The 26351-nt window shown below is 68.3% G+C and carries 17 protein-coding genes; 14 read left to right on the forward strand and 3 right to left on the reverse strand.

What is annotated here, in order from left to right; all coding sequences use genetic code 11:
- The first annotated feature begins 59 nt into the window (after positions 1–59).
- On the forward strand, positions 60–3692 hold the full coding sequence (locus QN245_RS07690; RefSeq protein WP_317844983.1) for a beta strand repeat-containing protein: 3633 nt from the start codon (positions 60–62) through the stop codon (positions 3690–3692).
- A 370-nt stretch (positions 3693–4062) separates the two neighbouring features.
- Positions 4063–5343 carry an MFS transporter gene (locus QN245_RS07695; RefSeq protein ID WP_317844984.1) on the forward strand — a complete coding sequence of 427 codons (1281 nt, stop codon included), beginning with the start codon at positions 4063–4065 and terminating at the stop codon, positions 5341–5343.
- On the opposite strand, the gene QN245_RS07700 is transcribed toward QN245_RS07695, so the two are convergent.
- From QN245_RS07700 to QN245_RS07710, 3 genes are all read right to left on the reverse strand, one after another.
- Positions 5324–6661: a diguanylate cyclase gene (locus QN245_RS07700; protein ID WP_317844985.1), complete on the reverse strand. Its 1338-nt coding sequence runs from the start codon at positions 6659–6661 to the stop codon at positions 5324–5326. The two genes, QN245_RS07695 and QN245_RS07700, sit on opposite strands and share 20 nt — an antisense overlap.
- A gap of 89 nt (positions 6662–6750) precedes the next feature.
- Positions 6751–8025 carry an NAD(P)/FAD-dependent oxidoreductase gene (locus QN245_RS07705; protein ID WP_317844986.1) on the reverse strand — a complete coding sequence of 425 codons (1275 nt, stop codon included), beginning with the start codon at positions 8023–8025 and terminating at the stop codon, positions 6751–6753.
- A gap of 145 nt (positions 8026–8170) precedes the next feature.
- The gene (locus QN245_RS07710; RefSeq protein WP_317844987.1) at positions 8171–9550 is read right to left on the reverse strand and encodes a glutamine synthetase family protein; all 1380 of its coding nucleotides are present in this window, start codon (positions 9548–9550) and stop codon (positions 8171–8173) included.
- Between the two features lie 266 nt (positions 9551–9816).
- Between QN245_RS07710 and QN245_RS07715 the strand changes: the two genes are divergently transcribed.
- The 12 genes from QN245_RS07715 (at position 9817) to QN245_RS07770 (ending at position 26235) form a co-directional block, all read left to right on the forward strand.
- Positions 9817–10572, forward strand: coding sequence for a gamma-glutamyl-gamma-aminobutyrate hydrolase family protein (locus tag QN245_RS07715; protein ID WP_160965827.1), 756 nt, complete (start codon positions 9817–9819; stop codon positions 10570–10572).
- 5 nt (positions 10573–10577) lie between these two features.
- Positions 10578–11960 carry a glutamine synthetase family protein gene (locus QN245_RS07720; RefSeq protein WP_160965829.1) on the forward strand — a complete coding sequence of 461 codons (1383 nt, stop codon included), beginning with the start codon at positions 10578–10580 and terminating at the stop codon, positions 11958–11960.
- Positions 11961–12878: 918 nt separating this feature from the next.
- A complete protein-coding gene (locus tag QN245_RS07725) occupies positions 12879–14243 on the forward strand; it encodes an aspartate aminotransferase family protein (RefSeq protein ID WP_160965831.1) in 1365 nt (454 codons plus the stop codon).
- A 91-nt stretch (positions 14244–14334) separates the two neighbouring features.
- A complete protein-coding gene (locus QN245_RS07730) occupies positions 14335–15456 on the forward strand; it encodes a polyamine ABC transporter substrate-binding protein (RefSeq protein WP_184447530.1) in 1122 nt (373 codons plus the stop codon).
- 421 nt (positions 15457–15877) lie between these two features.
- Positions 15878–16849, forward strand: coding sequence for an IS110 family RNA-guided transposase (locus QN245_RS07735; protein WP_317843720.1), 972 nt, complete (start codon positions 15878–15880; stop codon positions 16847–16849).
- Between the two features lie 400 nt (positions 16850–17249).
- Positions 17250–18503: an HlyD family secretion protein gene (locus QN245_RS07740; RefSeq protein ID WP_317844988.1), complete on the forward strand. Its 1254-nt coding sequence runs from the start codon at positions 17250–17252 to the stop codon at positions 18501–18503.
- Positions 18500–20077, forward strand: a complete 1578-nt coding sequence (locus QN245_RS07745; RefSeq protein WP_317844989.1) for an MDR family MFS transporter — start codon at positions 18500–18502, stop codon at positions 20075–20077. Before QN245_RS07740 ends, QN245_RS07745 begins: the two co-directional genes overlap by 4 nt.
- 7 nt (positions 20078–20084) lie before the next feature.
- Positions 20085–21593 (forward strand): efflux transporter outer membrane subunit, encoded by a 1509-nt coding sequence (locus QN245_RS07750; RefSeq protein WP_160965839.1) that lies wholly within the window; start codon positions 20085–20087, stop codon positions 21591–21593.
- Positions 21594–21729: 136 nt separating this feature from the next.
- Positions 21730–22872, forward strand: a complete 1143-nt coding sequence (locus QN245_RS07755; RefSeq protein ID WP_017912269.1) for an ABC transporter ATP-binding protein — start codon at positions 21730–21732, stop codon at positions 22870–22872.
- An 83-nt stretch (positions 22873–22955) separates the two neighbouring features.
- Complete coding sequence (locus QN245_RS07760) at positions 22956–23831, forward strand: ABC transporter permease subunit (protein WP_425612950.1); 876 nt, start codon at positions 22956–22958, stop codon at positions 23829–23831.
- The gene (locus QN245_RS07765) at positions 23828–24679 is read left to right on the forward strand and encodes an ABC transporter permease subunit (protein ID WP_160965843.1); all 852 of its coding nucleotides are present in this window, start codon (positions 23828–23830) and stop codon (positions 24677–24679) included. Before QN245_RS07760 ends, QN245_RS07765 begins: the two co-directional genes overlap by 4 nt.
- Before the next feature lie 191 nt (positions 24680–24870).
- Positions 24871–26235, forward strand: coding sequence for an NAD-dependent succinate-semialdehyde dehydrogenase (locus QN245_RS07770; protein WP_317844991.1), 1365 nt, complete (start codon positions 24871–24873; stop codon positions 26233–26235).
- Positions 26236–26351 lie beyond the last annotated feature (116 nt).

Here is a 26351-nt window from a genome sequence, read left to right on the forward strand (position 1 = left end):
GGTCGCGGATTCGTCCTGGGAAAACATCCTGTTTTTCATGCCCATAAGAGGATGATGCGATGATCACTGGAAAGATTTTGGCGTTGCGCACATGTGCCAATAATATGGCCGATCACTGTGGCTTGATCTGGCCGATATCGGGTTATGTGGAATGCAAATACTGGAAACCGTCCAGATTGCACGAGAACGGCCTGACGGGCCTGTTGTGGGGAAGAGGGGACTGGGCACATCTGAGTGCGCATGCCGATGCCCACTGGGTCGTCTGTGAAGTCGACGCCGGCGACGCGCTGCAGTTGCCAGAGGAGGGGATGATCAAGTTCCCGCGTGCGGCCGTGCTGCTTGTCGGGAATCGGAACGAGGCGCTGGACTATATTGCGCACAACATCCAGTTCTATGAGATGGCAAGTCAGGCAGCGGTGTCCGCCGAATCGCCGGACGTGCCGAGCCCAGGGGTGGCGCTGTCTGCACGGGCGACCCAGGCAACCCAGGGAACCCAGCCCAACTGGCCCACCCCGCCGCCCTTTGCAACACCGGTCGCCCCGGTTGCGGCGGTCATCGCGGCGAATCCTGGTGCATCGCGCCACGACGCCGTCGCAAGGAAGACCGAAACAGGTGTCTATGGCAGTACGCTCACCGGCTCCGACCAAAGCCGGCTGATCGCTGGCTACGGCAGTACCGAAACCGCCGGCGACCACAGCGATCTGATCGCCGGCTATGGCAGCACCGGAACCGCGGGATCCGACAGTTCCATCCTTGCCGGATACGGCAGCACCCAGACCGCCGCCGTCAGGAGCACGCTCATTGCGGGCTATGGCAGTACCCAGACGGCGCAGGAAGGCAGCCGCCTGACGTCCGGTTATGGCAGTACCGCGACCACGGGTGCCGACAGCGCCGTGATCTCCGGCTACGGCAGTACGCAGACCTCGGGTAGCGACAGTTCGCTGACGGCCGGTTACGGCAGCACGCAGACTGCACAGCAAGGCAGCGACATTACCGCCGGCTATGGCAGCACCGGCACTGCTGGCGCGGACAGCACGTTGATCGCCGGCTACGGCAGCACTCAGACCGCCGGTAGCGACAGCTCGCTGACGGCCGGTTACGGCAGCACGCAGACCGCGCGGCAGGGCAGCGACGTCACTGCCGGCTATGGCAGCACGGGCACCGCTGGCGCGGACAGCACGTTGATCGCCGGCTACGGCAGCACCCAAACTGCTGGCAGCGACAGCTCGCTGACGGCCGGTTACGGCAGCACGCAGACGGCGCAGCAAGACAGTTCGCTCACCACCGGCTACGGCAGCACCTCCACGGCGGGTCACGACAGCACGCTGATCGCGGGCTACGGCAGCACGCAGACCGCAGGCGGCGACAGTTCGCTGACGGCCGGTTACGGCAGCACCCAGACCGCGCGCCAGGGCAGTGACGTCACCGCTGGCTACGGCAGTACCGGCACCGCAGGCGCCGACAGTTCGTTGATTGCCGGCTATGGCAGCACGCAGACCGCAGGCAGCGACAGCTCGCTGACGGCCGGTTATGGCAGCACCCAGACCGCGCGGCAGGGTAGCGACGTGACCGCGGGCTATGGAAGTACCGGCACCGCAGGTGCCGACAGTTCGCTGATCGCGGGCTATGGCAGCACGCAGACCGCCGGCAGCGACAGCTCGTTGACGGCCGGTTACGGCAGCACCCAGACCGCTCGGCAGGGTAGCGACGTGACCGCCGGCTACGGCAGCACCGGCACCGCGGGCGCCGACAGTTCGTTGATTGCCGGCTATGGCAGCACGCAGACCGCAGGCAGCGACAGTTCGCTGACGGCCGGTTACGGCAGCACGCAAACGGCGCGGCAGGGCAGCGACGTGACCGCCGGCTACGGCAGCACCGGCACCGCGGGCGCGGACAGCGCGCTGATCGCCGGCTATGGCAGCACGCAGACCGCCGGCAGCGACAGTTCGCTGACGGCGGGTTACGGCAGCACGCAAACGGCGCGGCATGGCAGCGACGTGACCGCCGGCTATGGAAGTACTGGCACCGCTGGCGCGGACAGCACGCTGATCGCCGGCTATGGCAGCACGCAGACCGCCGGCAGCGACAGTTCGCTGACGGCGGGTTACGGCAGCACCCAGACCGCTCGGCAGGGCAGCGACGTGACCGCCGGCTATGGCAGTACTGGCACCGCGGGTGCGGATAGCACGCTCATTGCCGGCTATGGCAGCACGCAGACCGCAGGCAGCGACAGCTCGCTGACGGCCGGTTATGGCAGCACGCAGACAGCGCGGCAGGGCAGCGACGTCACCGCCGGCTACGGCAGTACCGGCACTGCAGGTGCGGACAGCACGCTGATCGCCGGCTATGGCAGCACGCAGACCGCCGGCAGCGACAGCTCGTTGACGGCCGGTTACGGCAGCACGCAAACGGCGCGGCATGGCAGCGATATCACTGCCGGCTATGGAAGTACCGGCACTGCCGGCGCCGACAGTTCGCTGATCGCCGGCTACGGCAGCACCCAGACCGCGGGCTACAACAGTAGCCTGACCACGGGCTACGGCAGCACCCAGACCGCTCGGGAGAGCAGTTCCCTCACCGCCGGCTACGGCAGCACCTCGACGGCGGGCTACGACAGCACGTTGACCGCGGGCTATGGCAGCACGCAAACCGCCGGCTACAACAGTACGCTGACCGCGGGCTATGGCAGCAACTCGACCGCCGGCCACGACAGTTCGTTGATTGCCGGTTATGGCAGTACCCAAACTGCCGGCTATGAGAGCACGTTGACCGCGGGATACGGCAGTTCGCTGACCGCGCAGCAGAATAGTTCGCTGACCGCCGGCTACGGGAGTACCGAGATCGCCGGCTACGCTAGCACGCTGATCGCCGGCTACGGCAGTTCCCAGACCGCCGGGTACGAGAGCACCCTGACCGCCGGCTACGGCAGTACCCAGATGGCCGAACACAGCAGTTCGCTGACGGCGGGCTACGGCAGCACCGGCATCGCCGGGCAGGACAGCTCGCTGATCGCCGGCTACGGCAGCAGCCTGACCAGTGGCGTGCGCAGCTTCCTGACGGCGGGCTACGGCAGCAACTTGATCGCCAGCTACGGTAGCTCGCTGATCGCCGGCCATGACTGTATCCAGATCGCCGGCCACAAGAGCATGCTGATCGCAGGCAAAGGCAGCTCTCAGACGGCGGGGTCTCGCAGCACCCTGATTGCCGGTGCCGAAAGCGTGCAGACCGCTGGCGACCGCAGCAAGCTGATCGCCGGTGCCGACAGTACCCAAACCGCCGGCGATCGCAGCAAATTGTTGGCCGGACGCAACAGCCATCTCACCGCCGGCGACAGGAGCAAGCTCACCGCCGGGGACGACAGCACGCTGATGGCCGGCGACCGCAGCAAGCTGACTGCTGGCAAGAACAGCGTCTTGACCGCCGGCGCTCGCAGCAGGCTCATCGGCAGTCTGGGTTCGACGCTGACCGGCGGGGAGAATTCGACGCTCATTTTCCGCTGCTGGGACGGCGAGCGCTACACCAACCTCGTGGTCACGACCGGCGAGCAAGGCGTGGAAGCCGATATGCCGTATCAGGTCGACGAGCAAGGCAACCTCGTCGGAAGGGCCGATGCCGCCGAGGTGCTGGAGCTGGTGCCGTGCGTGCCCTCGGACCGTGATCCAGATGCCTTAAAGGACGCGCGCGACGCCTGAGGTGCGAGGTGACGGCGCAGGTCGTGGTCGCAACGGGACTCTGGATGCGTTCGAAGCCGCCCGGTTGCGTGCGTAGTTCGATTGCCTAGTTTTCCGGCCGCTCCCGGATGTGCTCGTGCGAGGCGCGCACGGGCACATCCGTGGTCGATCGTCGCGGTGTGGTGGGTGTCGTGCGACACGCTTTTGCGTTGTGCCCTTCGCCGGTTGCAACCGTTGCGGCCGTCGTCCGCTTCCGGACAGCTGATGTCACTTGCGGCATGGTGCACGAGGGATTCCAGGCGGCGGCAGCGCGGCACGGAACGGCTGCGCCACGCTGCGAAAGGGAGGGCGATCTGCCAGAATCGGCCGGTTGCCCGTCGATACCGCCTCCATGACCGCTGCCGCGTCCGCCGTTCCGCCCGTAAACTCGCCGCGTCGCGTGCTGCTGGCCAGCCTGGTCGGCACCACCATCGAGTTCTTCGACTTCTACATCTACGCCACCGCTGCGGTGTTGGTGTTCCCCAAGCTGTTCTTCCCCAAGGGCGACGCCGATGCGGCGCAGCTGCAGTCGCTGGCGACCTTTGCGGTGGCCTTCATCGCGCGGCCGTTGGGATCGGCGCTGTTCGGTCATTTCGGCGACCGCATCGGCCGCAAGGCCACCCTGGTGGCGGCGCTGCTGACCATGGGCCTGTCCACCGTGCTGATCGGCCTGTTGCCCGGCTACGACCGGATCGGCCTGTGGGCGCCGGCCTTGCTGGTGCTGTGTCGCTTCGGCCAGGGTCTGGGCCTGGGCGGGGAGTGGGGCGGGGCGGTGCTGCTGGCCACCGAGAACGCGCCGCCGGGCAAGCGCGCCTGGTACGGGATGTTCCCGCAGCTGGGCGCGCCGCTGGGCTTCCTGCTGTGTTCGGGCATCTTCCTGCTGCTGGGCGCGGTGCTGGATGATGCGCAGTTCCTGCGCTGGGGCTGGCGCATCCCGTTCGTCGCCAGCGCCCTGTTGGTGATCACCGGGCTGTGGGTGCGCCTGCGCATCCACGAGACCCCGGACTTCCAGCGCGCGCTGGACCGCAACGAGCGCGTGCGCCTGCCGATGCAGACGGTGCTGTCGCAGCACGCGGGCGCGACGGTGCTGGGCACGTTCGCGGTGCTGGCGACCTTCGTGCTGTTCTACCTGATGACGGTGTTCGCGCTGGGCTACGGCACCACCACGCTGCACTACAGCCGCGAGCAGTTCCTGCTGCTGCAGATGGTCGGCATCCTGTTCTTCGCCGCCGGCATCCCGTTGTCGGCGTGGTACGGCGACCGCCGCGGCACGCGTCCGGCGATGCTCGTGGCCAGCGTGGCCATCATCGCGTTCGGGCTGCTGTTCGCGCCGCTGTTCCAGGCCGGGCAGCCCTGGCAGGTGCTGGCCTTCCTGGCGCTCGGGTTCTTCTTCATGGGCCTGACCTATGGCCCCTGCGGCACCCTGCTGGCCGAACTGTATCCGGTGCCGGTGCGCTACACCGGCGCCTCGCTGGCGTTCAACCTTGCCGGCATCGTCGGCGCGGCGCCGGCGCCGTATGTCGCGGTGTGGCTGGCCACGCACTACGGCCTGCCGTGGGTGGGCTACTACCTCAGCGCGGCGGCGCTGCTGACCGTGCTGGCACTGCTGGCGATCAGGCGGCCGCGTCGCTGAGCGCCGGCTCCGCCGGCGGCGCGTGTTCGACCCGGTTGCGGCCGCCGGCCTTGGCCAGGTACAGGTACTTGTCGGCCTCGGTCAGCAGGGGATGCAGGGTCTGGCGTTGTGCGCCGCTGCTGCTGACGCCGATGCTGATGGTGAGGCGCAGGATCTGCGCGCCCAGCGGGATCTTGAGGTCGGCGATGCGCGCGCGCAGGGTTTCGAAGTAGTCGGCCGCCGCGGTGGCGTCCAGGCCCGGCACCAGCATGCAGAATTCCTCGCCGCCGAAGCGCGCCACCATGTCCTGCGGGCGCGCGTGCGCGGCCAGGGCTGCGGCGACCCCGCGTAGCGCTTCGTCGCCGGCCTCGTGGCCGAACGTGTCGTTGATGTGCTTGAAGTGGTCGATGTCGAGCATCGCCACGGCGACCGGCTCCTGCCGCGCCAGCCACTTCGCCAGCACGCGCTGGCTCTGTTCGAGGAAATGCCGGCGGTTGGGCAGGCTGGTGAGGAAGTCGCGCGTCGCCAGGTCCTGCAGGGTCCCGATCAGTTCCAGCTGGTCCACGTTCTGCGAGACCCGGCAGAAGAATTCCTCGCGCGAAAAGGGCTTGCGCAGGAAGTCGTTGGCGCCGTTCTTGAGGAAGCGCGGCACCAGCGACGGGTCGTTGTTGCCGGACAGGCCGATCACCGCCAGCATGTCGCGTGCGCGCAACGCACGCAGCCTGCGGGTGAATTCCACGCCTTCCATGCCCGGCATCTCCTGGTCCACCACCGCCAGACGGATCGACGGGTTGGCCTCGATCGCGCGCAGCCCGGCGGCGCCGTCGGCGGCCTCGACCACGCGGTAGCCGTACATCGACAGCAAGCAGGCGGCATAGGCGCGCGCCGACGGCGAGTCGTCCACCACCAGCGCGGTGATGGACCGGTTGCGCGCCAGCCGCTGCACCAGCCAGGCCAGGTAGTCGATGCTGTCCGGTGCGTTCTTCAGCACGAAGTCGATGATCTGCTGGGTCAGGATGCGCTTGCGCAGGCTTTCGTCGTAGACGCCGCTGACCACCACCGTCGGCAGTCCGCGTGCGACGAAGAAATCCACCACCGTGTCGCGGTCGCCGTCGGCCAGCACCAGTCCGGTCAGCGCCAGGAACCAGGGGCCGCCGTCATCCAGGGCGGCGGCAGCCTCGGCCAGGGTGGAGACCACGACCACCGGCAGTTCGACCCGTTGCTCGATCGCCGCGCGCAGCAGGTCGGTGAAGGTGCGCGAGTTTTCCACCAGCAGGATGCGCTGCTGTGCAGGGCTGCCGTCGGGGGCGATCGGGGAGATCGGCAGCGGGTGCGACATGCGTGCCTCGCGGGCGGCAATCCAGGGGTGGAACCCCGGTTAGCGGCCGCGCGCGCGCGAACTTGAGGGCGGCGCAGTCGCGCCGGCGGTCACCACAGCGCGTCGCGCAGCTTGTACCAGGACATCGCCGCCACCAGCAGCGGCGTGCGCAGCAGGCGGCCGCCAGGGAAGGGGGCGTGCGGGATCCGCGCGAACACGTCCAGCCGCTGCGCCTGCCCGGCGATCGCCGCGGCGATGACCGCGCCGGCTAGGCCGGTGGCGGCCACGCCATGGCCTGAGAATCCCTGGGCGAAGTACACGTTCGGGGTCAGCCGGCCCCAGTGCGGGGCGCGGTTGCGGGTGATGTCGACGTAGCCACCCCAGACCGACGCCATCTCGACCTGGCGCAATTGCGGGAACACCCGCCGCATGCGCCGGGTCATCACCCCGCGCAGGCCCGGCGGCGGCAGCGACGAATAGCTGGCACGGCCGCCGAACAGCAGCCGATGGTCGCGGCTGAGGCGGAAGTAGTCCAGCGCCCAGTTGACGTCGGCCACCGCCATGTCGTTGCCGATCAGCTCGCGCGCCAGCGCCTCGCCCAGCGGCGCGCTGGCGCCGATGTAGGTGCCCACCGGCATGATCCGTGATTCCAGTTCCGGGGCGATGCCGCGCAGCCAGGCGTTGCCGGCGAGGATGGCGAATTCGCCTTCGACCTCGCCGTGCGCGCTGCGCAGGATCGGTCGCGCCCCGCGCACCAGTTGCGTGACCGGGGTCTGCTCGTAGATGCGTACGCCGGCGGCCAGCGCCGCCCGCGCCAGGCCGCGCGCGTACTCCAGCGGATGCAGGTGGCCGCTGGCCGCGTCGTACATCGCTCCCAGGTAGCGCGGGCTGCGCAGCTGCGACTGCAACTGCGCGCGGTCCCACCATTGCAGCGGATAGCCGTAGCGCTGCGCCATCTCGATGATGCCGGCGCGCAGCGCGCGCTCCTGGCGCGGCTTGATCGCCACGTGCGCGTGGCCGTCCCGCCAGTCGCAGGCGATGCCGTGGCGGGCGATGCGGGTGCGCAGCAGCTGCATGCCGTCGCGGGAGAAATCGAACAGCCGCCGCGCATCGTCCTGGCCGACCAGGGCTTCCAGGGTGTGCTGCTCGCAGCCGTAGCCGACGATGGCCTGCCCGCCGTTGCGCCCGGACGCGCCCCAGCCGACCCGCTGCGCCTCCAGCACCGCCACCCGATACCCGGCCTCGGCCAGGGCCAGCGCCGCACTCAGCCCGGTGTAGCCCGCGCCAAGGATGCACACGTCGGCGCGCACCTGCCCGCGCAGCGGTTCCTGCGCCGGGAACGGCGCGGCGCTTTGGGTATACCAGTTGCGGGAGTGGGAGGGCATGCGAATGGGGATTCGGGATTGGGAATTAGAGATTGGGAATTAGAGATTGGGAGTCGCGCTGCTGGGAACTGGGTTCATCGGACCAGAAGAGGGCCGTCGTGCTGCCGTTACGAATCCCCAATCCCGAATGCCCAATCCCCGCACCTCACACCGTCCGCAGATACCAGCGATAGTCCACATCGCTGACCTGCGCCTGGAAATCCAGCAGCTCGCGGCGCTTCTGCTGGCCGTAGATATGCCGGAAGCGTGTGCCGAAATGGGTGGCGGCGAAGTCGCTGCCCAGGAAGCGGGCGATTGCGCCGCGCCAGTCCGGTTCGCGTGCGGCGTGTTGCGCGTAGGCGTTGCCCTGGGTCGGCGGGCCCGGATCGAGGCCCTGCGCCAGGCCGTGTTCGATGCCGGCCAGCACCGCCGCGGCGACCAGGTAGGGATTGGCGTCGGCGCCGGCGATGCGGTGTTCGATGCGGGTGTTGGCCGGGTCGCTGTGCGGCACCCGCATCGCCACGGTGCGGTTGTTGAAGCCCCAACTGTCGTTGAGCGGAACGAAGGCATTGGCGACGAAACGCCGGTAGCTGTTGGCGTGCGGCGCGAACAGCAGCAGGCAGTCCTCGGCGCTGCGCTGCAAACCGCCGATGGCATGGCGCAGCGGCGCGGCCGGCGCCTGCGGGGTGCAGGCGAACACGTTGTGGCCGGCGTCGTCGAGCAGGCTCACGTGCACATGCAGGCCGCTACCGGACTGCGCGGCGAACGGTTTGGCCATGAAGCTGGCGAGCAGCCCCTGCTGCTGCGCGATCGCCTTGATCGCGCGCTTGAGCAGCACCGCATCGTCGCAGGCGGCCAGCGCATCGGCGCGATGCTTGAGGTTGATCTCGAACTGGCCGGGCGCGTACTCGGCCACCGCGGTGTCGGCCGGAATGCCCTGCGCGCGGCAGGCCTGCGCGACCGCATCGGTGAAGCCGCGCTGGTCGTCCAGTTCCTGCATGTAATAGACCTGGGTGCTGTCGTTGCGCAGCCCGCTGTGGGCGTGCAGCGGCGGCTGCGGGCGGCCGTGCGCGTCGGCGTGCGGGTCGAACAGGTAGAACTCCAGTTCCACCGCGATCACCGGGGTCAGCCCGCGCGCCTGCAGGCGCGCCAGCACCTGCGCCAGCACCTGGCGCGGGGCGAAGTCGAGCGCGCCGCCGGCGCCGTCCTGCATCGCCAGCAGCAGTTGCGCCGAGGGCACCGGCGCCCACGGCACCGGTCGCAGGCTGCCCGGTACCGGGAAGCACAGCCGGTCCTCGTCGCCGATGTCGTAGCCCAGCCCGGTTTCCTCGACGGTGTTGCCGGTGATATCGGTGGCGATCAGCGACATCGGCAGGCACACGCCGTCGCGGTAGACCTTGTCCAGCGCGTCGCGGGCGATGCGCTTGCCGCGCAGCAGGCCGTTGCAGTCCGGCAGCAACAGGTCGATCTGCTCGCAGCCGGCGATGCGCTGCAGGGTCTGGGCGTCGTCCGGGGGCAGCAGCGGGGCATCGTGCATGCGGGTCATCGCGGCGGACTGCGGGAGTGCTTCGAGCTTAGCAGAGCGCCATGGCGTCAAGAATACTCAACAGGTGCCCGGCGCGATGTGCCGGCGTTCGATCAAGCGGTTGCGCGGCGGTTGCGCGGTTTTGCCGAGTTGCAGGCGCAATGCACGCATTGCACAGGTCCGGCAATCGCTGCGTGCGCGCGCTCTGTGTTGCGTTCCGCAGTGCGTCGTGTTGTAAAAATAAAACGCCCGCGGTAAGTTGCGGCGACGCCGCACGAGTTCTTCGCATGGCCGTATCGCCCCTGGTCGGCGTGCCGACCGACCGCAAGCTCATCGGCCACCATCCGTTCCTGGCGGCAGGCGAAAAGTATCTGCGCGCCGCCGTCGATGGAGCCGGGGTGACCCCGGTGTTGCTGCCGTCGCTGCAGCCGCCGGTGGACGCCCGCGCCTGGCTGACGCGCCTCGACGGCCTGCTGCTGACCGGCGCGGTCAGCAACATCGAGCCGCATCACTACAGCGACGAGCCGAGCTGGCTCGGCAACATTCACGACCCGGCGCGCGACGCCAACACCCTGGACCTGATTCCGCAGGCGATTTCGCTGGGCCTGCCGATCCTGGCGATCTGCCGCGGCTTCCAGGAAGTCAACGTCGCCCTCGGCGGCACGCTGCATCAGAAGGTGCATGCGCAGCCGGGGTTGTCCGATCACCGCGAGGATCCGCAGGCGTCGCTGGAGGCCCAGTACGCGCCGGCGCACGAGGTGACGCTGAGCCACGGCGGCTGGCTGGAGGAGATCGCCGGCCGCGACCGGGTGCGGGTCAACTCGCTGCACGGGCAGGGCGTGGCCCGGCTCGGCGGCGACCTGATCGTCGAGGCGCTGGCGCCGGACGGGCTGATCGAGGCCTTTCGCGGCATCGGCCCCGGCTTCCTGCTGGGCGTGCAATGGCATCCGGAGTGGCGGGTGCTGGACGACGCGTTCTATCTCGGCATCTTCCAATCCTTCGGCGACGCCTGTCGCCACTATGCGGCCACCCGCAGGCACTGATTCCCATGGCCAGTCGACCCCGATCGCGCAAGCACACCCCGGAACAGCAGGAAAGCTCGCTGCGGCGCTGGCTCAAGGAACGCCACATCACCGAGGTCGAGTGCCTGGTGCCGGACATCACCGGCAACGCCCGCGGCAAGATCATTCCCGCCGCCAAGTTCTCGCACGACTACGGCACGCGCCTGCCCGAGGGCATCTTCGCCACCACCGTCACCGGCGACTACCCGGACGACTACTACGACCTGACCTCGCCCTCGGATTCGGACATGCAACTGCGCCCGGACCCGGACACGGTGCGGATGGTGCCGTGGGCCGCCGACCCCACCGCGCAGGTGATCCACGATTGCTACACCAAGGAAGGCCAGCCGCACGAACTGGCGCCGCGCAACGTGCTGCGCGGGGTGCTGGCGGCGTATGCGGCGATCGGCTACAAGCCGGTGGTGGCGCCGGAGCTGGAGTTCTTCCTGGTGCAGAAGAACACCGACCCGGACTTCCCGTTGCTGCCGCCGGCCGGTCGCTCGGGCCGTCCGGAGACGGCGCGGCAGTCGTACTCGATCGACGCGGTCAACGAGTTCGACCCGATCCTGGACCTGATGTACGACTATTGCGACGCGATGGAACTGGACGTGGACACGCTGATCCACGAATCCGGCGCGGCGCAGCTGGAGGTCAACTTCACCCACGACGACGCGTTGTCGCGCGCCGACCAGGTGTTCCTGTTCAAGCGCACCATGCGCGAGGCGGCGCTGCGCCACGGCGTCTACGCGACCTTCCTGGCCAAGCCGATGGAGAACGAGCCGGGCAGCGCGATGCACATCCATCAGAGCCTGGTGGACAAGCACGGCAAGAACGTCTTCAGCGGCCGCCGCGCCGGCGAGTACAGCCGCACCTTTGCGCATTACTTGGCCGGCCTGCAGAAGTACGTGCCGATGGCAATGGCGGTGCTGGCGCCGAACGTCAATTCCTACCGCCGGCTGATGTTCGGCGAGGTGTCGCCGAGCAACGTGCTGTGGGGCTTCGACAACCGCACCTGCGGCCTGCGCGTGCCGATCGACACGATCGAGAACATGCGCGTGGAGAGCCGCTTCGCCGGTTCCGACGCCAACCCGTACTTGGCGATGGCGGCGACGCTGGCCTGTGGCCTGCTGGGCATCCGCGAGAAGCTGGAGCCGACCGCGCCGATCAGCGGCAACGGCAAGGAGTTGGGCTATCAGTTGCCGCGCTCGCTGGGCGAGGCGCTGGACGAGTTGGAGCGGTGTGCGCCGTTGCAGGAGTTGCTGGGGCCGCGCTTCGTGCGGGCGTACATTTCGGTCAAGCGCAAGGAGTACGAGACGTTCTTCCGGGTGATCAGTTCGTGGGAGCGGGAGTTTTTGTTGTTGAACGTGTGAGCTGCTTGCGGACGCTCTGGTTGGGCTGCTTCAGGCTTGTTCGTACTCATCGTCGGTGCTTCGGCTTCGGCTTCGGCTCGGCTTCGGCTTACGCTTCCGCTGTTGCTTCGGCTGTTGTCTTTGGCTTTTGATTTACCGGGTTCCCTTCCGAAGCGGCGAACCAGACGGGAAAAACCCGAAGGGCGGCGCACAGGGACGTGCGCCGTCCGCGGCAGGGGCAGGATGCCCCTTCCGCGGATCCCGTCTGGTTCGCGGACCCGGAGCGCGCAGCGCGGAGGGCGCGTAGGCAGGGCGCGCTTTCTTTTGGTTACCTTTTCTTTGCGCGAGCAAAGAAAAGTAACTCGCCCGCAAGGGCGAAAGCCTTTGCTGTTGCTTCAGGCTTGAGTGTCGGATGAGAAAGACTGTAGGAGCGGCTTTAGCCGCGACCAACGTAATTGGTCATACCTGTCGCGGCTGAAGCCGCTCCTACAATCCAGCGGCGCCGCCGCATCAGCTAGAGCAAGAGCAAAGCTTTCGCCTGGCGGCGAGTCACTTTTCTTTGCTTGTGCAAAGAAAAGTAACCAAAAGAAGCGCTTTACCACAGCCGAAGGCTGGTCAAGCACACCCTGCCTCGCGCCCTCCGCGCTAACGCGCTCCGGGTCCGCGTCCACCCCGGGGATTCGCGGAAGGGGCATCCTGCCCCTGCCGCGAACGGCGCACGTCCCTGTGCGCCGCCCCTTCGGGGTTTTTCCCCGGGCCGGCCGCCGCTTCGGAAGGGAACCCGGTAAGGCAAGGGCAACAGCGAGAGCAACGGCAACAACAAGAGCGCCAGCAACAGCAAGAGCAACGGCAACAACAAGTGCACCAACAACAGCAACAGCAACAGCAACAGCAAAGCTTGGTCGCGGCGGCGGCCTTGGCACCGACATTGGAGTGGACATGGACCGGATCGACACGCGTGCGCTGCAGGACCTGGATGCCGCGCACCACCTGCACCCGTTCAACGACAACGCCGCCCTGGCGCAGAAAGGCACCCGCATCCTCACCCGCGGCGACGGCGCCTACGTCTGGGATGCCGACGGCAATCAATTGCTCGACGCCTTCGCCGGCCTGTGGTGCGTCAACGTCGGCTACGGGCGGAAGGAACTCGGTCAGGCCGCCGCGCGGCAGATGGAGCAGCTGGCGTACTACAACAGCTTCTTCCAGTGCACCACCGAACCCACCATCCGCCTGGCCGCCAAGCTCGCCGAGCTGGCACCGGGCGACCTCGACCATGCCTTCTTCACCAACTCCGGCTCCGAGGCCAACGACACCATCCTGCGCCTGGTGCGGCACTTCTGGGCAGTGCAGGACCAGCCGCAGAAAACCATCTTCATCGGCCGCCACGACGGCTACCACGGCACCACCATGGCCGGCGCCAGCCTCGGCGGGATGAAGGGCATGCATCGCCAGGGGGGCCTGCCGATCCCGGATATCCACCACATCGATCCGCCCTACGGGTTCGGCGACGGCGGCGACATGGATCCGGACGAGTACGGGCTGCTGGCCGCGCGGCGGCTGGAAGACAAGATCCTGGAACTGGGGCCGGAGCGGGTGGCCGCGTTCATCGGCGAACCGATCATGGGCGCGATCGGCGTGTACATCCCGCCGCGCAGCTATTGGCCGGAGATCGAGCGCATCTGCCGCCGCTACGACGTGCTGCTGGTCGCTGACGAGGTGATCTGCGGCTTCGGCCGGACCGGCGAATGGTTCGGGTCGCAGCACTTCGGCTTCCAGCCGGACGTGATGACCATCGCCAAGGGCATCACCTCCGGCTACATCCCGCTCGGCGCGGCGATGTTCGGCACGCGCGTGGCCACGGTGCTGAAGGAGCAGGGCGGCGAGTTGGCGCACGGCTGCACCTATTCCGGCCACCCGGTGTGCGCGGCGGTGGCGCTGGAGAACCTGCGCCTGCTGCAGGACGAGGGCATCGTCGCACGCGCGCGCAGCGAGATCGCGCCGTACCTGGCGCAGCGCTGGGCCGAGCTGGGCGAGCATCGGCTGGTCGGCGAGGCGCGCATCGTCGGCATGATCGGTGCGCTGGAACTGGTGCCGGACAAGCCACGCCGGCACTACTTCCCCGAGCGCGGCAAGGTCGGCGCGCTGTGCCGCGACAAAGCGCTGCGCCGCGGCCTGATCCTGCGCGCCACCAACGACGCGATGCTGCTGTCGCCGCCGTTGATCCTCAGCCGCGCCCAGGTCGACGAACTGTTCGACAAGGCCTGGCTTGCGCTGGAGGATACGGCGCAGGCCCTGGGCAAATAGCCCGGCGCTGGGTAGTCTGGAACGTCGACCCCGGATCCGGCTCGCCTCGCCGATCCTCCCCCTCTTGCCCATGGACCTGCGGAGACCTGCCATGACCTTGCGACTGCTCACTCTTTCCCTGGCCACGGCGCTGCTCGCCGGCTGCGGCGGCTCCGGCAGCGATGCGGACAAGGCGGGGCAGGGCGAGGCGAAGGTGCTCAACGTGTACAACTACTCGGACTACATCGCCGAGAACACGATTCCCGACTTCGAAAAGCAGACCGGCATCAAGGTCACCTACGACGTCTTCGACAGCGACGAGATGGTGGAGACCAAGCTGCTGGCCGGCGGCAGCGGCTACGACGTGGTGGTGCCGACGCTGAACTTCTTCGGCCGGCAGATCCAGGCCGGCGTGTTCCTGCCGCTGGACAAGAGTAAGATCCCCAACCTGGGCAATCTCGACCCGCAGATCATGCAGCGCATCGCGCAGCAGGATCCGGGCAACAAGTACGGCGTGCCGTACATGGTCGGCACCACCGGCATCGGCTACAACGTGGACAAGGTCAAGGCCGCGTTCGGCAGCACCGACATCGCCAACAGCTGGGACCTGGTGTTCAAGCCCGAGAACCTGTCCAAGCTCAAGGACTGCGGCGTGACCCTGCTGGACACGCCCTCGGACCTGATCCCGATCGCGCTGCACTACCTGGGCGAGGATCCGCACAGCACCGATCCCGCCAAGATCGAGCAGGCCGCGGCGCTGATCAAGCGCATCCGCCCGTACGTGCAGAACTTCCACTCCTCGCAGTACGTGACCTCGCTGGCCAACGGCAGCACCTGCCTGGCGGTGGGCTGGTCCGGCGACATCATCCAGGCGCGCGACCGCGCCGAAGAAGCCAAGAACGGCGTGCACGTGGCCTATTCGATCCCCAAGGAAGGCGCACCGCAATGGTTCGACATGCTGGCCATCCCCAAGGACGCCAAGCATCCGGAGAACGCCTACGCGTTCATCAACTACCTGCTGACGCCGAAGGTGGCCGCGGCCAACACCGACTTCATCCATTACGCCAACCCGGTGCCGCAGGCGACCCCGCTGGTGGACGCGGCGATCCGCAACGACCCCACCATCTATCCGCCGCCGGACGTGGCCGCGAAGATGTTCACCTATTCGATCAACCCGCCCGAGGTGGACAAGCTGTACACCCGCCTGTGGACGGAGATCAAGACCGGCCGCTGAGCCGCTGGCGTTCGCGGTCCGGGTAACGCTTTGCGGTTTGACCCGGACAGCTATCGCACTGCGCTTGCCCAAGCGACCAGGGTGAGGGTAAGAGGCTGTTGTGGGAGGGACATCAGTCCCGACGCCATGCCGCCCGGGACATCTGGCGTCTTCGCTCGTCGCGGCTGAAGCCGCTCCTTGTATCTGGACCTGGCGCCCCTAAACAGGCGTCATGTCTTCCGACTGATCATCGGAGGAGGTGTGGGAAGTCCAGTCGCTCCTGAAGCTTAGAGCTTGCATCGTAGATCGGCTCCCCTCTCCACATGCTGGCCCTTGGGTGTCCGAACGGTATCCAGAGTCCGCCCCCGGCGTGAACTCGCATCGACAAGGCAGGACCGGGCACAGCGCCGATCATGACCCTGACACGATGGAGGAATCGCGTATGTCTCCCGTCATCGGCATCGACGTCGCCAAGCGCAGTTTCGATGTGGCCAGCGAGCTGACCAATGGCAAGCACCGTACCAAGGCCAAGTTGTCCAACGATGCCAAGGGCTTCCAGGCCCTGCAGGCATGGCTGCAGACCCATGCGCAGCCCGATAGCTGGATCGCCATGGAGGCCACTGGCACCTACCACCAGGCACTGGCCGAGTTCCTCCACGCACGAGGCTATCGGGTGTGCGTGCTCAACCCGGCGCAGACGGCCGCGTATGCACGCAGCCAGCTCAGCCGGGTCAAGACCGATCGCAGCGATGCCAAGCTGATCGCCAGCTATGCCCTGCGTCACCGCGAGCAGTTACGCCGTTGGCACCCTGATCCGCCGGCGCTCAAGCAACTCAAGGCACTGGTGCGCCGGCGCCAGGACTTGCAACAGATGCTGCAGATGGAGCGCAACCGGCTGGACGTCGCTCCGGCCCAGGTGAAGGACTCGATCCAGGTCCATCTGGCCGATCTGCAACATCACATCGCCCAGATCGAGCAGGCCATCGATGACCATATCGACCAGGATCCGACCTTGCGGGGGCAGCGCGAGTTACTGGTGAGCATCCAGGGCATCGCCGACACCAGTGCGGCCTTGATGCTGGCCGAGCTTGGCGATGTGAGGCGCTTTGCCGATGCCTCGGCGGTGACCGCCTTCGCCGGCCTGAATCCGTGCCTGCAGGAGTCGGGCGACCGCAAAGGCCATGTCTGCATCTCGCGCACCGGCTCGCCCCGCCTGCGCGCGGGCCTGTTCATGCCGGCCCTGGTGGCCATGACCCACAACCCGGTCATCCGGGCGCTGAAACAGCGGCTAAGCGAACGCGGCAAAGCCGGCAAGCAGATCGTGTGCGCCGCTATGCGCAAGCTCCTGCACCTCGCCTATGGCGTCCTCAAATCGGGCACCGCGTTCGACCCGAAAAGGAGCCTTGCCTGCTAGGGGGTAAGACGGTATCTACAAGGTTTGCTGGCGCACGCAGGTACCGCGCCGGCGGGCTCTCCCGGTTGAGATCGGACAGGCAGGAACCGCTCCCGTAGAAGCGGCTTCAGTCGCGACGGGCCTTCCCGATAGCGCCTCGTCGCGCGGCTGAAGGGCGCCCCGAAGCATCGGTCCCCCATCGGGATGAGAGACCGGGACATCGCTCCCTCGACGCGAGCGACCGGGTCTGGCGCTGACCAAGCGTCCGCAATCGCGTAGACGCCGCAGGGCCATCGCCACGCGATGCTCACATACTCTGTACTCGCCGGTACAAATAATGCGCCGGCCGGCGTACGCTACCGTTTGGTGGTGTCGCCGTCCCGACCCGGCGACGTTCTTCCTCTCCCCAGGAATCAGCGACTTGAGCAACCACGACCCAGACTCCTCGCAGGCGCCGCGGCAGGCCGCCGCGCACGACGCCCACGCCGACCAGGGCCAGGCCGGCAAGCGCCGGGACGACGCGGGCGGCGACGACGCCGGCAAGGCCGACACTCCGTCGCCGCTCAAGAACCCGAAGGTCAAATGGACCCTGCTGCTGATCGGCCTGGTGGTGGTGATCGGCCTGGTGGTGTGGCTGATCTACTACCTCACCACCGGCCGCTACCTGCAGGAGACCAACAACGCCTATCTGCAGGCCGACACGGTTGCGGTGGCGCCGCGGGTCAACGGCTACGTGACCGCGGTGTACGTGCGCGACAACCAGACCGTCGCCGCCGGGCAGCCGCTGCTGGAGATCGACCCGCGCACCTACCGCGCCACCCTGGAGCAGGCGCAGGCCGCCATTGCGGTACGCCAGGCGAACATCGCCGCCGCCGAGGCCGGGCTGCAGGCGCAGCGCGCCAGCTTGCTGCAGGCACGCACCCAGGTGACCGCGGCCGCGGCCAGCCTGCGCTTCGCCCAGGGTGAGGCCAAGCGCTTCGGGCCGTTGGCCGCCTCCGGTGCCGACACTCACGAACACTACGAAAGCATCCTGCACGACCGCGACCGTGCGCAGGCGCAGTTCGATGCGGCCAAGGCCCAGGTGGTCGCCGCCGAGAGCCAGGTGCAGGGCACCAGTGCCCAGCTCGACCAGGCGCGCGCCGCGCTGGTGCAGGCGCAGGCCGATGCCGACCAGGCGCAGGTGGCGGTGGAGGACACCCGCCTGACCGCGCGCATCGCCGGGCGCATCGGCGACAAGACCGTGCAGGTCGGCCAGTTCGTCGCCGCCGGCACCCGGCTGATGAGCGTGGTGCCGGTGGAGGCGCTGTACCTGAGCGCCAATTTCAAGGAAACCCAGGTCGGGCTGATGCGGCCCGGGCAGCCGGCGCGGATCGAGGTCGATGCGCTGTCGGGCGTGGAACTGGACGGCGTGGTCGAGAGCATCGCGCCGGGCACCGGCTCGCAGTTCGCGCTGCTGCCGCCGGAGAACGCCACCGGCAACTTCACCAAGGTGGTGCAGCGGGTACCGGTGCGGATCCGGCTCAAGGCCGGCGCGGAAGCGCGCAAGGTGCTGGTGCCGGGCATGTCGGTCACCGTGACCGTCGATACGCGCGGCGCCAAGGACGCCAAGGAGCGCGTGAAGCAGGAAGACGCGCAGGGCCAGGATGCGGTCGCCCCGCGCGGGCGCAACCCGTGAGCGAAGCGGCCGCGGCGGCTGGCGCGCAGGCGCCGCGCAAGGCCGACAGCGGCGCCTGGCTGGCGGTCGCGGCCGGCACCATCGGTTCGTTCATGGCGACGCTGGACATCTCCATCGTCAACGCCGCGCTGCCGACCATCCAGGGCGAGGTCGGCGCCAGCGGCACCGAGGGGACCTGGATCTCGACCTCCTACCTGGTCGCCGAGATCGTGATGATCCCGCTGACCGGCTGGTTCGTGCGCACCCTGGGGCTGCGCAATTTCCTGCTGATCTGCGCGCTGCTGTTCACCTTCTTCTCGGTGGTGTGCGGGCTGTCCAACAGCCTGACCATGATGATCCTCGGCCGCGTCGGCCAGGGCTTCGCCGGCGGCGCTTTGATCCCCACCGCGCTGACCATCGTCGCCACGCGCCTGCCGCCAGCGCAGCAGACCCTGGGCACGGCGCTGTTCGGCATGACCGTGATCCTGGGTCCGGTGATCGGGCCGCTGCTGGGCGGCTGGCTCACCGAGAACGTCAGCTGGCATTACGCGTTCTTCCTCAACGTGCCGGTCTGCGCTGGCCTGGTGGCGCTGCTGCTGCTCGGCCTGCCGCACGAGCGCATGTACCTGCGCGGGCTGCTGGATGCCGACTGGCTCGGCATCTTCGGCCTGGCCGCGGGGCTGGGCGCGTTGACCGTGGTGCTGGAAGAAGGCCAGCGCGAGCGCTGGTTCGAATCCACCGAGATCGTGCTGCTGAGCGTGGTCTCGCTGGTCGGCTTCATCGCCCTGGTGGCCTCGCAGTTTTTCAGCCGGCAGCCGGTGATCCGCCTGTCGATCCTGCTGCAGCGCAGTTTCGGCGCGGTGTTCGTGATGGTGATGGCAGTGGGCATGATCCTGTTCGGGGTCATGTACATGATCCCGCAGTTCCTGGCGGTGATCTCCGGCTACAACACCGAGCAGTCCGGCTACGTGGTGCTGCTGTCGGGCATTCCCACGGTGTTGCTGATGCCGATGATGCCCAAGTTGCTGACCACGGTGGACGTGCGCGTGCTGGTGCTCGGCGGGCTGACCTGCTTCGCTACGGCCTGTTTCGTCAACATGCACCTGACCGCCGAGTCGGTCGGCATGCACTTCGTCGCCGGGCAGCTGTTGCAGGGCTGCGGGCTGGCGCTGGCGATGATGTCGCTGAACCAGGCGGCGATCTCCTCAGTGCCGCCGGACCTGGCAGGCGACGCCTCGGGCCTGTTCAATGCCGCGCGCAACATGGGTGGCTCGATCGGCCTGGCGCTGATCTCCACCTTCCAGGAGCGGCGCATGGTGTTCCATACGCAGATGCTCGGCAGCGGCACCACCGCCAACTCTCCATTGGCGCAGGACTACCTGCACGGCATCAGCGCGCAACTGCAATCGGTCTCCGGTGCTGGTGCGGCGATGCAGTCGCTGGCGCAACTGGCGCGGCTGGTGCAGCAGCAGGCGCTGGTGATGACCTACAACGACCTGTTCTGGATCTTCGGGGTGATCGTGGTCTGCACGATCCCGCTGGCGTTCCTGCTCAAGCCGCTGCCCAAGGGCGGCGCTCCGCTCGCGATGCATTGAGGATTCCATGGCCCAGCGTTTCTCCCGCGTTCTTGTCGCCGCCGCGCTGCCGTCGCTGCTGTCGGCCTGCATGCTCGGCCCGGACTATGTGAAGCCGCCGCCGGTGGCCGAGGCGGCGCTGGCACAGCCTCGGCTGCATCGCGCCGATGCCACGGCCGCCGCCGCCGGGGTGGTGCCGGCACCGCCGCCGCAGCGTTGGTGGGAAACCCTGCACGACCCGCAGTTGAACACGCTGGTCGAGCAGGCCCTGCAGCACAGCCCGAACCTGCGGGTGGCACAGGCGCGCCTGCGCGCCTCGCGCGCGCTGGTGGACCAGCGCCACGCCGAGCAGTTGCCCAGCGTCGGCGCCAACGCGGCCTATCTCAACGCGCACGCGCCGGATGCGCTGACCGACCGCCTGGGCAGCATCGCCGCCGGCACCGGCCAGCCGGTGGAGATCGATCCGCGCGCACAGCTCTACAGCGTCGGCATCGATGCCAGTTGGGAACTGGATTTCTTCGGCCGCCGCCGTCGCGCCAGCGAGGGCGCACTGGCCGATGCCCAGGCCGACGAGGCCGACCTCGCCGATACCCAGGTGCAGATCGCCGCCGAAGTGGGGCAGGCCTACCTGGGCTACCGCAGCACCCGTGCGCGCATGGCCGTGGCCCAGCGTAATCTGGAGGCCGCCCGGCGGACCCTGCAACTGACCCGCCAGCGCCGCGAGCGCGGCGCCGATGCCGACCTGCAGGTGGAACGCGCGCAGGCCCAACTGCAGCAGCAGGAAGCGGTGCTGCCGGACCTGCAGGCCCAGGCGCAGGTGGCGCTGGACCAACTGGCGCTGATGATCGGCCGCGAGCCCGGGGCGCTCGACGCCGAACTGGCCGCCGACCGCCCGTTGCCGACGCTGCCGGCCAGCGTGCCGGTGGACGATGCCGGTGCGCTGATCCGGCGGCGCCCGGACGTGCGCCGTGCCGAGCGCCAGCTGGCCGCCTCGTCGGCGAAGATCGGCGAAGCGCTGACCGCGTATTTCCCGCAGGTCACGTTGCTGGGCAACATCGGCATGGCCGCGACCTCGCCGGGCGATCTCGGCCGCGACGCGGTCAACAGCGTGGTGGCGCCGTTCCTGCGCTGGTCGATCTTCGACTTCGGCGGCACCCGCGCCAAGGTCGAGCAGGCCCGTGCCGGCAATGCCGCGCGGCTGGCCGCCTACGAGGGCACGGTGCTGGCCGCGCTGCAGGATGCCAACGGCGCGCTGGCGCGGTTCGGCGCCGCGCGCCAGCAGGCGCTGGCGGCGGACAAGGCCGCGGCCTCGGCGGATCGTTCCGCCGCGTTGCTGCAGCAGCGCTATGCCGCCGGCGCCTCGTCGCTGATCGATGCGCTGGACGTGCAGCGCCAGCAAGCCTCCGCGCAGGACAGCGCGCTGCAGGCGCACACCCAGGTGCTGCTGCGCTACGTCGCGTTGCAGAAGAGTCTGGGCCTGGGTTGGGCGGCACCGGAGGCTCCGTCGTCCGCGCCAGCGCCAGCCACGGCGCGCTGAGCGCGCGCTGCTTTTACGAATCCCCAATCCCGACTCCCGAATCCCGCGCCGTCACAGCTACACTGCGGTTCACCGCGCCGCGGTCGCCACTGCATCGGCGCTCCGCACGACGGCGTGTTTCACGGGGAAATCACCAATGGCGTTGAGCGAAGCGAGAACCGACCATCTGCCGGCGCCGCCGCCGGCCAAGGGGGCCGGTTATGTGTCCATCGCCGGCCTGCGCAAGGAGTTCGACGGGTTCGTCGCGCTGGACGACATCGATCTGGACATCGGCCAGGGCGAGATCTTCGCGCTGCTCGGCGGCTCCGGCAGCGGCAAGTCGACGCTGCTGCGCTGCCTGGGCGGGTTCGAGCAGCCCAGCCGCGGCCGCATCGTGCTCGACGGCCAGCCGCTGGATGGGCTGCCGCCGTACCAGCGGCCGCTCAACATGATGTTCCAGTCCTATGCGCTGTTCCCGCACATGAGCGTGGAGCAGAACATCGCCTTCGGGCTGAAGCAGGACGGGTTGTCGCGCAGCGCCATCGCCAGCCGCGTCGGCGAGATGCTGGAGCTGGTGCGGCTGGGCACGCTCGGCAAGCGCAAGCCGCACCAGCTCTCCGGCGGCCAGCAGCAGCGCGTGGCGCTGGCGCGCTCGTTGGCCAAGCGGCCGAAATTGCTGCTGCTGGACGAACCGATGGGCGCGCTGGACAAGAAGCTGCGCTCGCAGATGCAACTGGAGCTGGTGTCCATCATCGAGACCTCGGGGGTGACCTGCGTGATGGTCACCCACGACCAGGAGGAGGCGATGACCATGGCCACGCGCATCGCGCTGATGGAGCAGGGGCGCATCCGTCAGGTCGGTACGCCGGGCGACATCTACGAATCGCCGAACAGCCGTTTCGTTGCCGAGTTCATCGGCTCGGTGAACATGTTCGAGGGCCGCATCGGCGAAGACCACCCCGACCACGTGACCGTGCTCTGCCCGCAGTTCCCGGTGCCCATCTACATCAGCCACGGCATCACCGGCGTGGAAGGGCAGGAGGTGGCGTTCGCGGTGCGTCCGGAAAAGGTCTGGATCACCAAGGGCGAACCCGAGCAGACCTACAACAAGGCGCGCGGCACCATCGAGGACATCGCCTATTTCGGTAGCCACTCGATCTTCCACGTGCGCCTGCCCAGCGGTATCCGCGTGCAATCCAACTTCGCCAACCAGAAGCGCTGGGACAGCGAAGGCATGACCTGGGGCGACACGGTGTGGGTGTCGTGGGACGACAACGACGGCGTGGTGCTGACCGCATGAGCGCGCCCGTCGTGCCGGTGCCGCCCGACTCGACACTGCGGCTGCGCCTGCAGCAGCGCTTGCGCCTGCGCTCCCTGCCGGTGATGCGCTGGCTGGTGATCGCCGCGCCGTACCTGTGGCTGCTGCTGTTCTTCGCGATCCCGTTCCTGATCGTGCTGCGCATTTCCTTCGCCGAACAGGCGATCCGCAGCCCGCCGTACAGCGAGCTGCTGCAGGTCCGCGACGGCGTGCTGACGCTGAAGCTGACCCTGCAGAACTACCTGGCGCTGCTGCGCGACCACCAATACATCGAGGCCTACTGGGGCTCGATCAAGATCGCCGGCATCTCCACCGTGCTGACCCTGCTGATCGGCTACCCGATGGCCTACGCGATCGCACGGCTGTCGCCGTCGGCGCGCAACATCGCGATGATGCTGGTGGTGCTGCCGTCGTGGACCTCGTTCCTGATCCGCGTCTATGCCTGGATCGGCATCCTCGACAGCAACGGCGTGCTCAACCGGGCGTTGCTGGCGCTGGGCCTGATCGATGCGCCGCTGCACATCCTGTACACCCCGGTCGCGGCCTACATCGGCATCGTCTACTGCTACCTGCCGTTCATGGTGCTGCCGCTGTACGCGACCCTGGTCAAGCTCGACCAGCGCCTGCTCGAGGCCGCCTACGATCTCGGCGCGCCGCCGTGGAAGGCATTCCTGACCGTGACCCTGCCGTTGTCGCGGCCGGGCATCGTCGCCGGCTGCATGCTGGTGATGATCCCGGCGGTGGGCGAGTTCGTGATCCCGGAGATGCTCGGCGGTCCGGACACGCTGATGATCGGCCGGGTGCTGTGGGGCGAGTTCTTCAACAACCGCGACTGGCCGACCGCCTCGGCGGTGGCGATCGCGATGCTGGCGTTGCTGATGGTGCCGATCCTGATCTTCAACCGCTACCAGCAGCGCCAGCTCGAAGGCGGGCAGGCATGAGCGGCGCGCGCGGCGGCATGGGCACGGTGCTGCGCTGGACGGTGCTGGGCGCCGGCTTCGCCTTCCTGTACCTGCCGATCCTGCTGTTGATGGTGTATTCGTTCAACGCCTCCAAGCTGGCGACGGTGTGGGCCGGCTTCTCCACCAAGTGGTACGGCGAGTTGCTGCGCGACCGGCAGATCCTGCAGGCGGCGTGGATCAGCCTGAAGGTGGCGTTCTGGACCGCCACCGCGTCGATGGTGCTCGGCACGCTGGCGGCGATGGCGATGACCCGCTTCCGCCGCTTTCCCAGCAAGAGCCTGTTCGGCGCGCTGGTGACCGCGCCGCTGGTGATGCCCGAGGTGATCATCGGCCTGTCGATCATGATGATGCTGGTGTCGATGGGCGGCGTGCTCGGCATCCCGCCCAAGGGGGTGATGGCGATCTGGGCCGCGCACGTCACCTTCACCCTGTCCTTCGTCACCGTGGTGGTGTCCTCGCGCCTGCAGGAGCTGGACCGCTCGCTGGAAGAGGCGGCGATGGACCTCGGCGCCAACCGGCTCAAGGTGTTCTTCCTGATCACCGTGCCGATCATCGCGCCGGCGCTGGTGTCGGGTTGGCTGCTGGCGTTCACCCTGTCGCTGGACGACGTGGTGATCGCCAACTTCGTCGCCGGCCCGGATTCGACCACGCTGCCGATGACCGTGTTCTCCTCGGTGCGCATGGGCTTGAAGCCCAAGATCAACGCGCTGGCCACGCTGATGGTGCTGGCGGTGTCGATCGCCGCCGTCGTCGGCTGGTGGTTGATGGCGCGCAACGAGAAGCGGCGTCAGCGCGATATCCAGCTGGCTCAGCAGCAAGCCGGCTAAGGTGTTGCGTTGCTCCGCGTAGGAGCGGCTTCAGCCGCGACTGGGCATTGCCGGTAACGGCCCCGTCGCGGCTAAAGCCGCTCCTACGGGCCTTGCGGAACACTGTGAGCCATCGCACTCGGCATGATCGCCACGCCGCCGCAACTTCCGCCGCGCTAGGCTGACCGGACATTTTCCGAGGAGTCCGCGCGATGCCTTACGACACCGTCAACCCGGCCAACGGCCAGGTCGAATACAGTCTCGAGCTGATGGATGCCGCTGCCGTCGAGCAGCGCCTGGCCGCCGCGGCGCAGGCGTTCCCGGGCTGGGCGGCGACGCCGCTGGAGCAGCGCGGCGCGCTGGTGCGCAAGGTCGGTGCGCAGTTGCGCGACCAGCGCGACGCGATCCAGCGGGTGATGACCGCGGAAATGGGCAAGCTGCGCAAGGAAGCCCTGGCCGAACTCGACAAGTGCGCCGCGGCCTGCGACTACTACGCCGAGCACGCGGCCGAGTACCTGCGCGAGCAGGCGGTGGCCACCGATGCGCAGCGCAGCTATGTGCGCTACGAACCGCTGGGCTGCGTGCTGGCGGTGATGCCGTGGAACTTCCCGATCTGGCAGGTGTTCCGCTTCCTGGCGCCGGCGCTGATGGCCGGCAACGTCGCCCTGCTCAAGCACGCCAGCAACGTGCCGCGCTGCGCCGACGCGATCGCCAAGGTGCTGGCCGACGCCGGCCTGCCGACCGGCGTGTTCGACGTGCTGCACATCGACAACGACCAGGCCGCCGAGGTGCTGCGCGATGCACGGGTGGCCGCGGTCACCCTGACCGGCAGCGAGCGCGCCGGCCGCTCCATCGCCGCCAACGCCGGTGGGCAGCTGAAGAAGTGCGTGATGGAACTGGGCGGCAGCGACGCCTTCGTGGTGCTGGACGACGCCGATCTAGACGCTACCGTGGCCGCGGCGGTGAAGTCGCGCTTCGACAACGCCGGGCAGACCTGCATCGCCGCCAAGCGCTTCGTGGTGGTGGAGGCGATCGCCGACGAATTCGTGCGTCGCTTCGTGGCCGCCGCCGCCGAGCGTCGCCTCGGCGATCCGCAGGACGAGGCGACCACGCTGGCGCCGATGGCGCGCCAGGACCTGCGCGACGAACTGCACAAGCAGGTGCAGGCCAGCATCGCCAAGGGGGCCAAGCCGCTGCTCGGTTGCGAGCCCGAGCGCGGCAGTCACGCAGGCTATCCGGCGTCGATCCTCGACCACGTGGCGCCGGGCATGCCGGCCTACGACGAAGAACTGTTCGGCCCGGTCGCGGCGATCCTGCGCGTGGCCGACGAAGCCGAAGCCGCACGCGTGGCCAACGACACCACGTTCGGCCTCGGCGGCAGCGTGTGGACCGGCGACCGCGCCCGCGGCGAACGCGTGGCCTGTCAACTCGAGTGCGGCGCCGCCTTCGTCAACGCCATCGTCAAGAGCGACGTACGCCTCCCGTTCGGCGGCATCAAGCGCTCCGGCTTCGGCCGCGAACTGGCCGAGCATGGCATCCACGAGTTCATGAACATCAAGACGGTGTATGTGGCTTGAGGGTGGGGATTCGGGAGTGGGGATTGGGGATTCGCAACAGCGGATCCCCTCTGCTGATGCAGCCCGTGCAACCCAGGCTTTAAACCATCAGGCGCAGCGCACCGCTTCAACGAATC

The organism is Xanthomonas rydalmerensis (genome assembly GCF_033170385.1).
GTDB lineage: Bacteria > Pseudomonadota > Gammaproteobacteria > Xanthomonadales > Xanthomonadaceae > Xanthomonas_A > Xanthomonas_A rydalmerensis.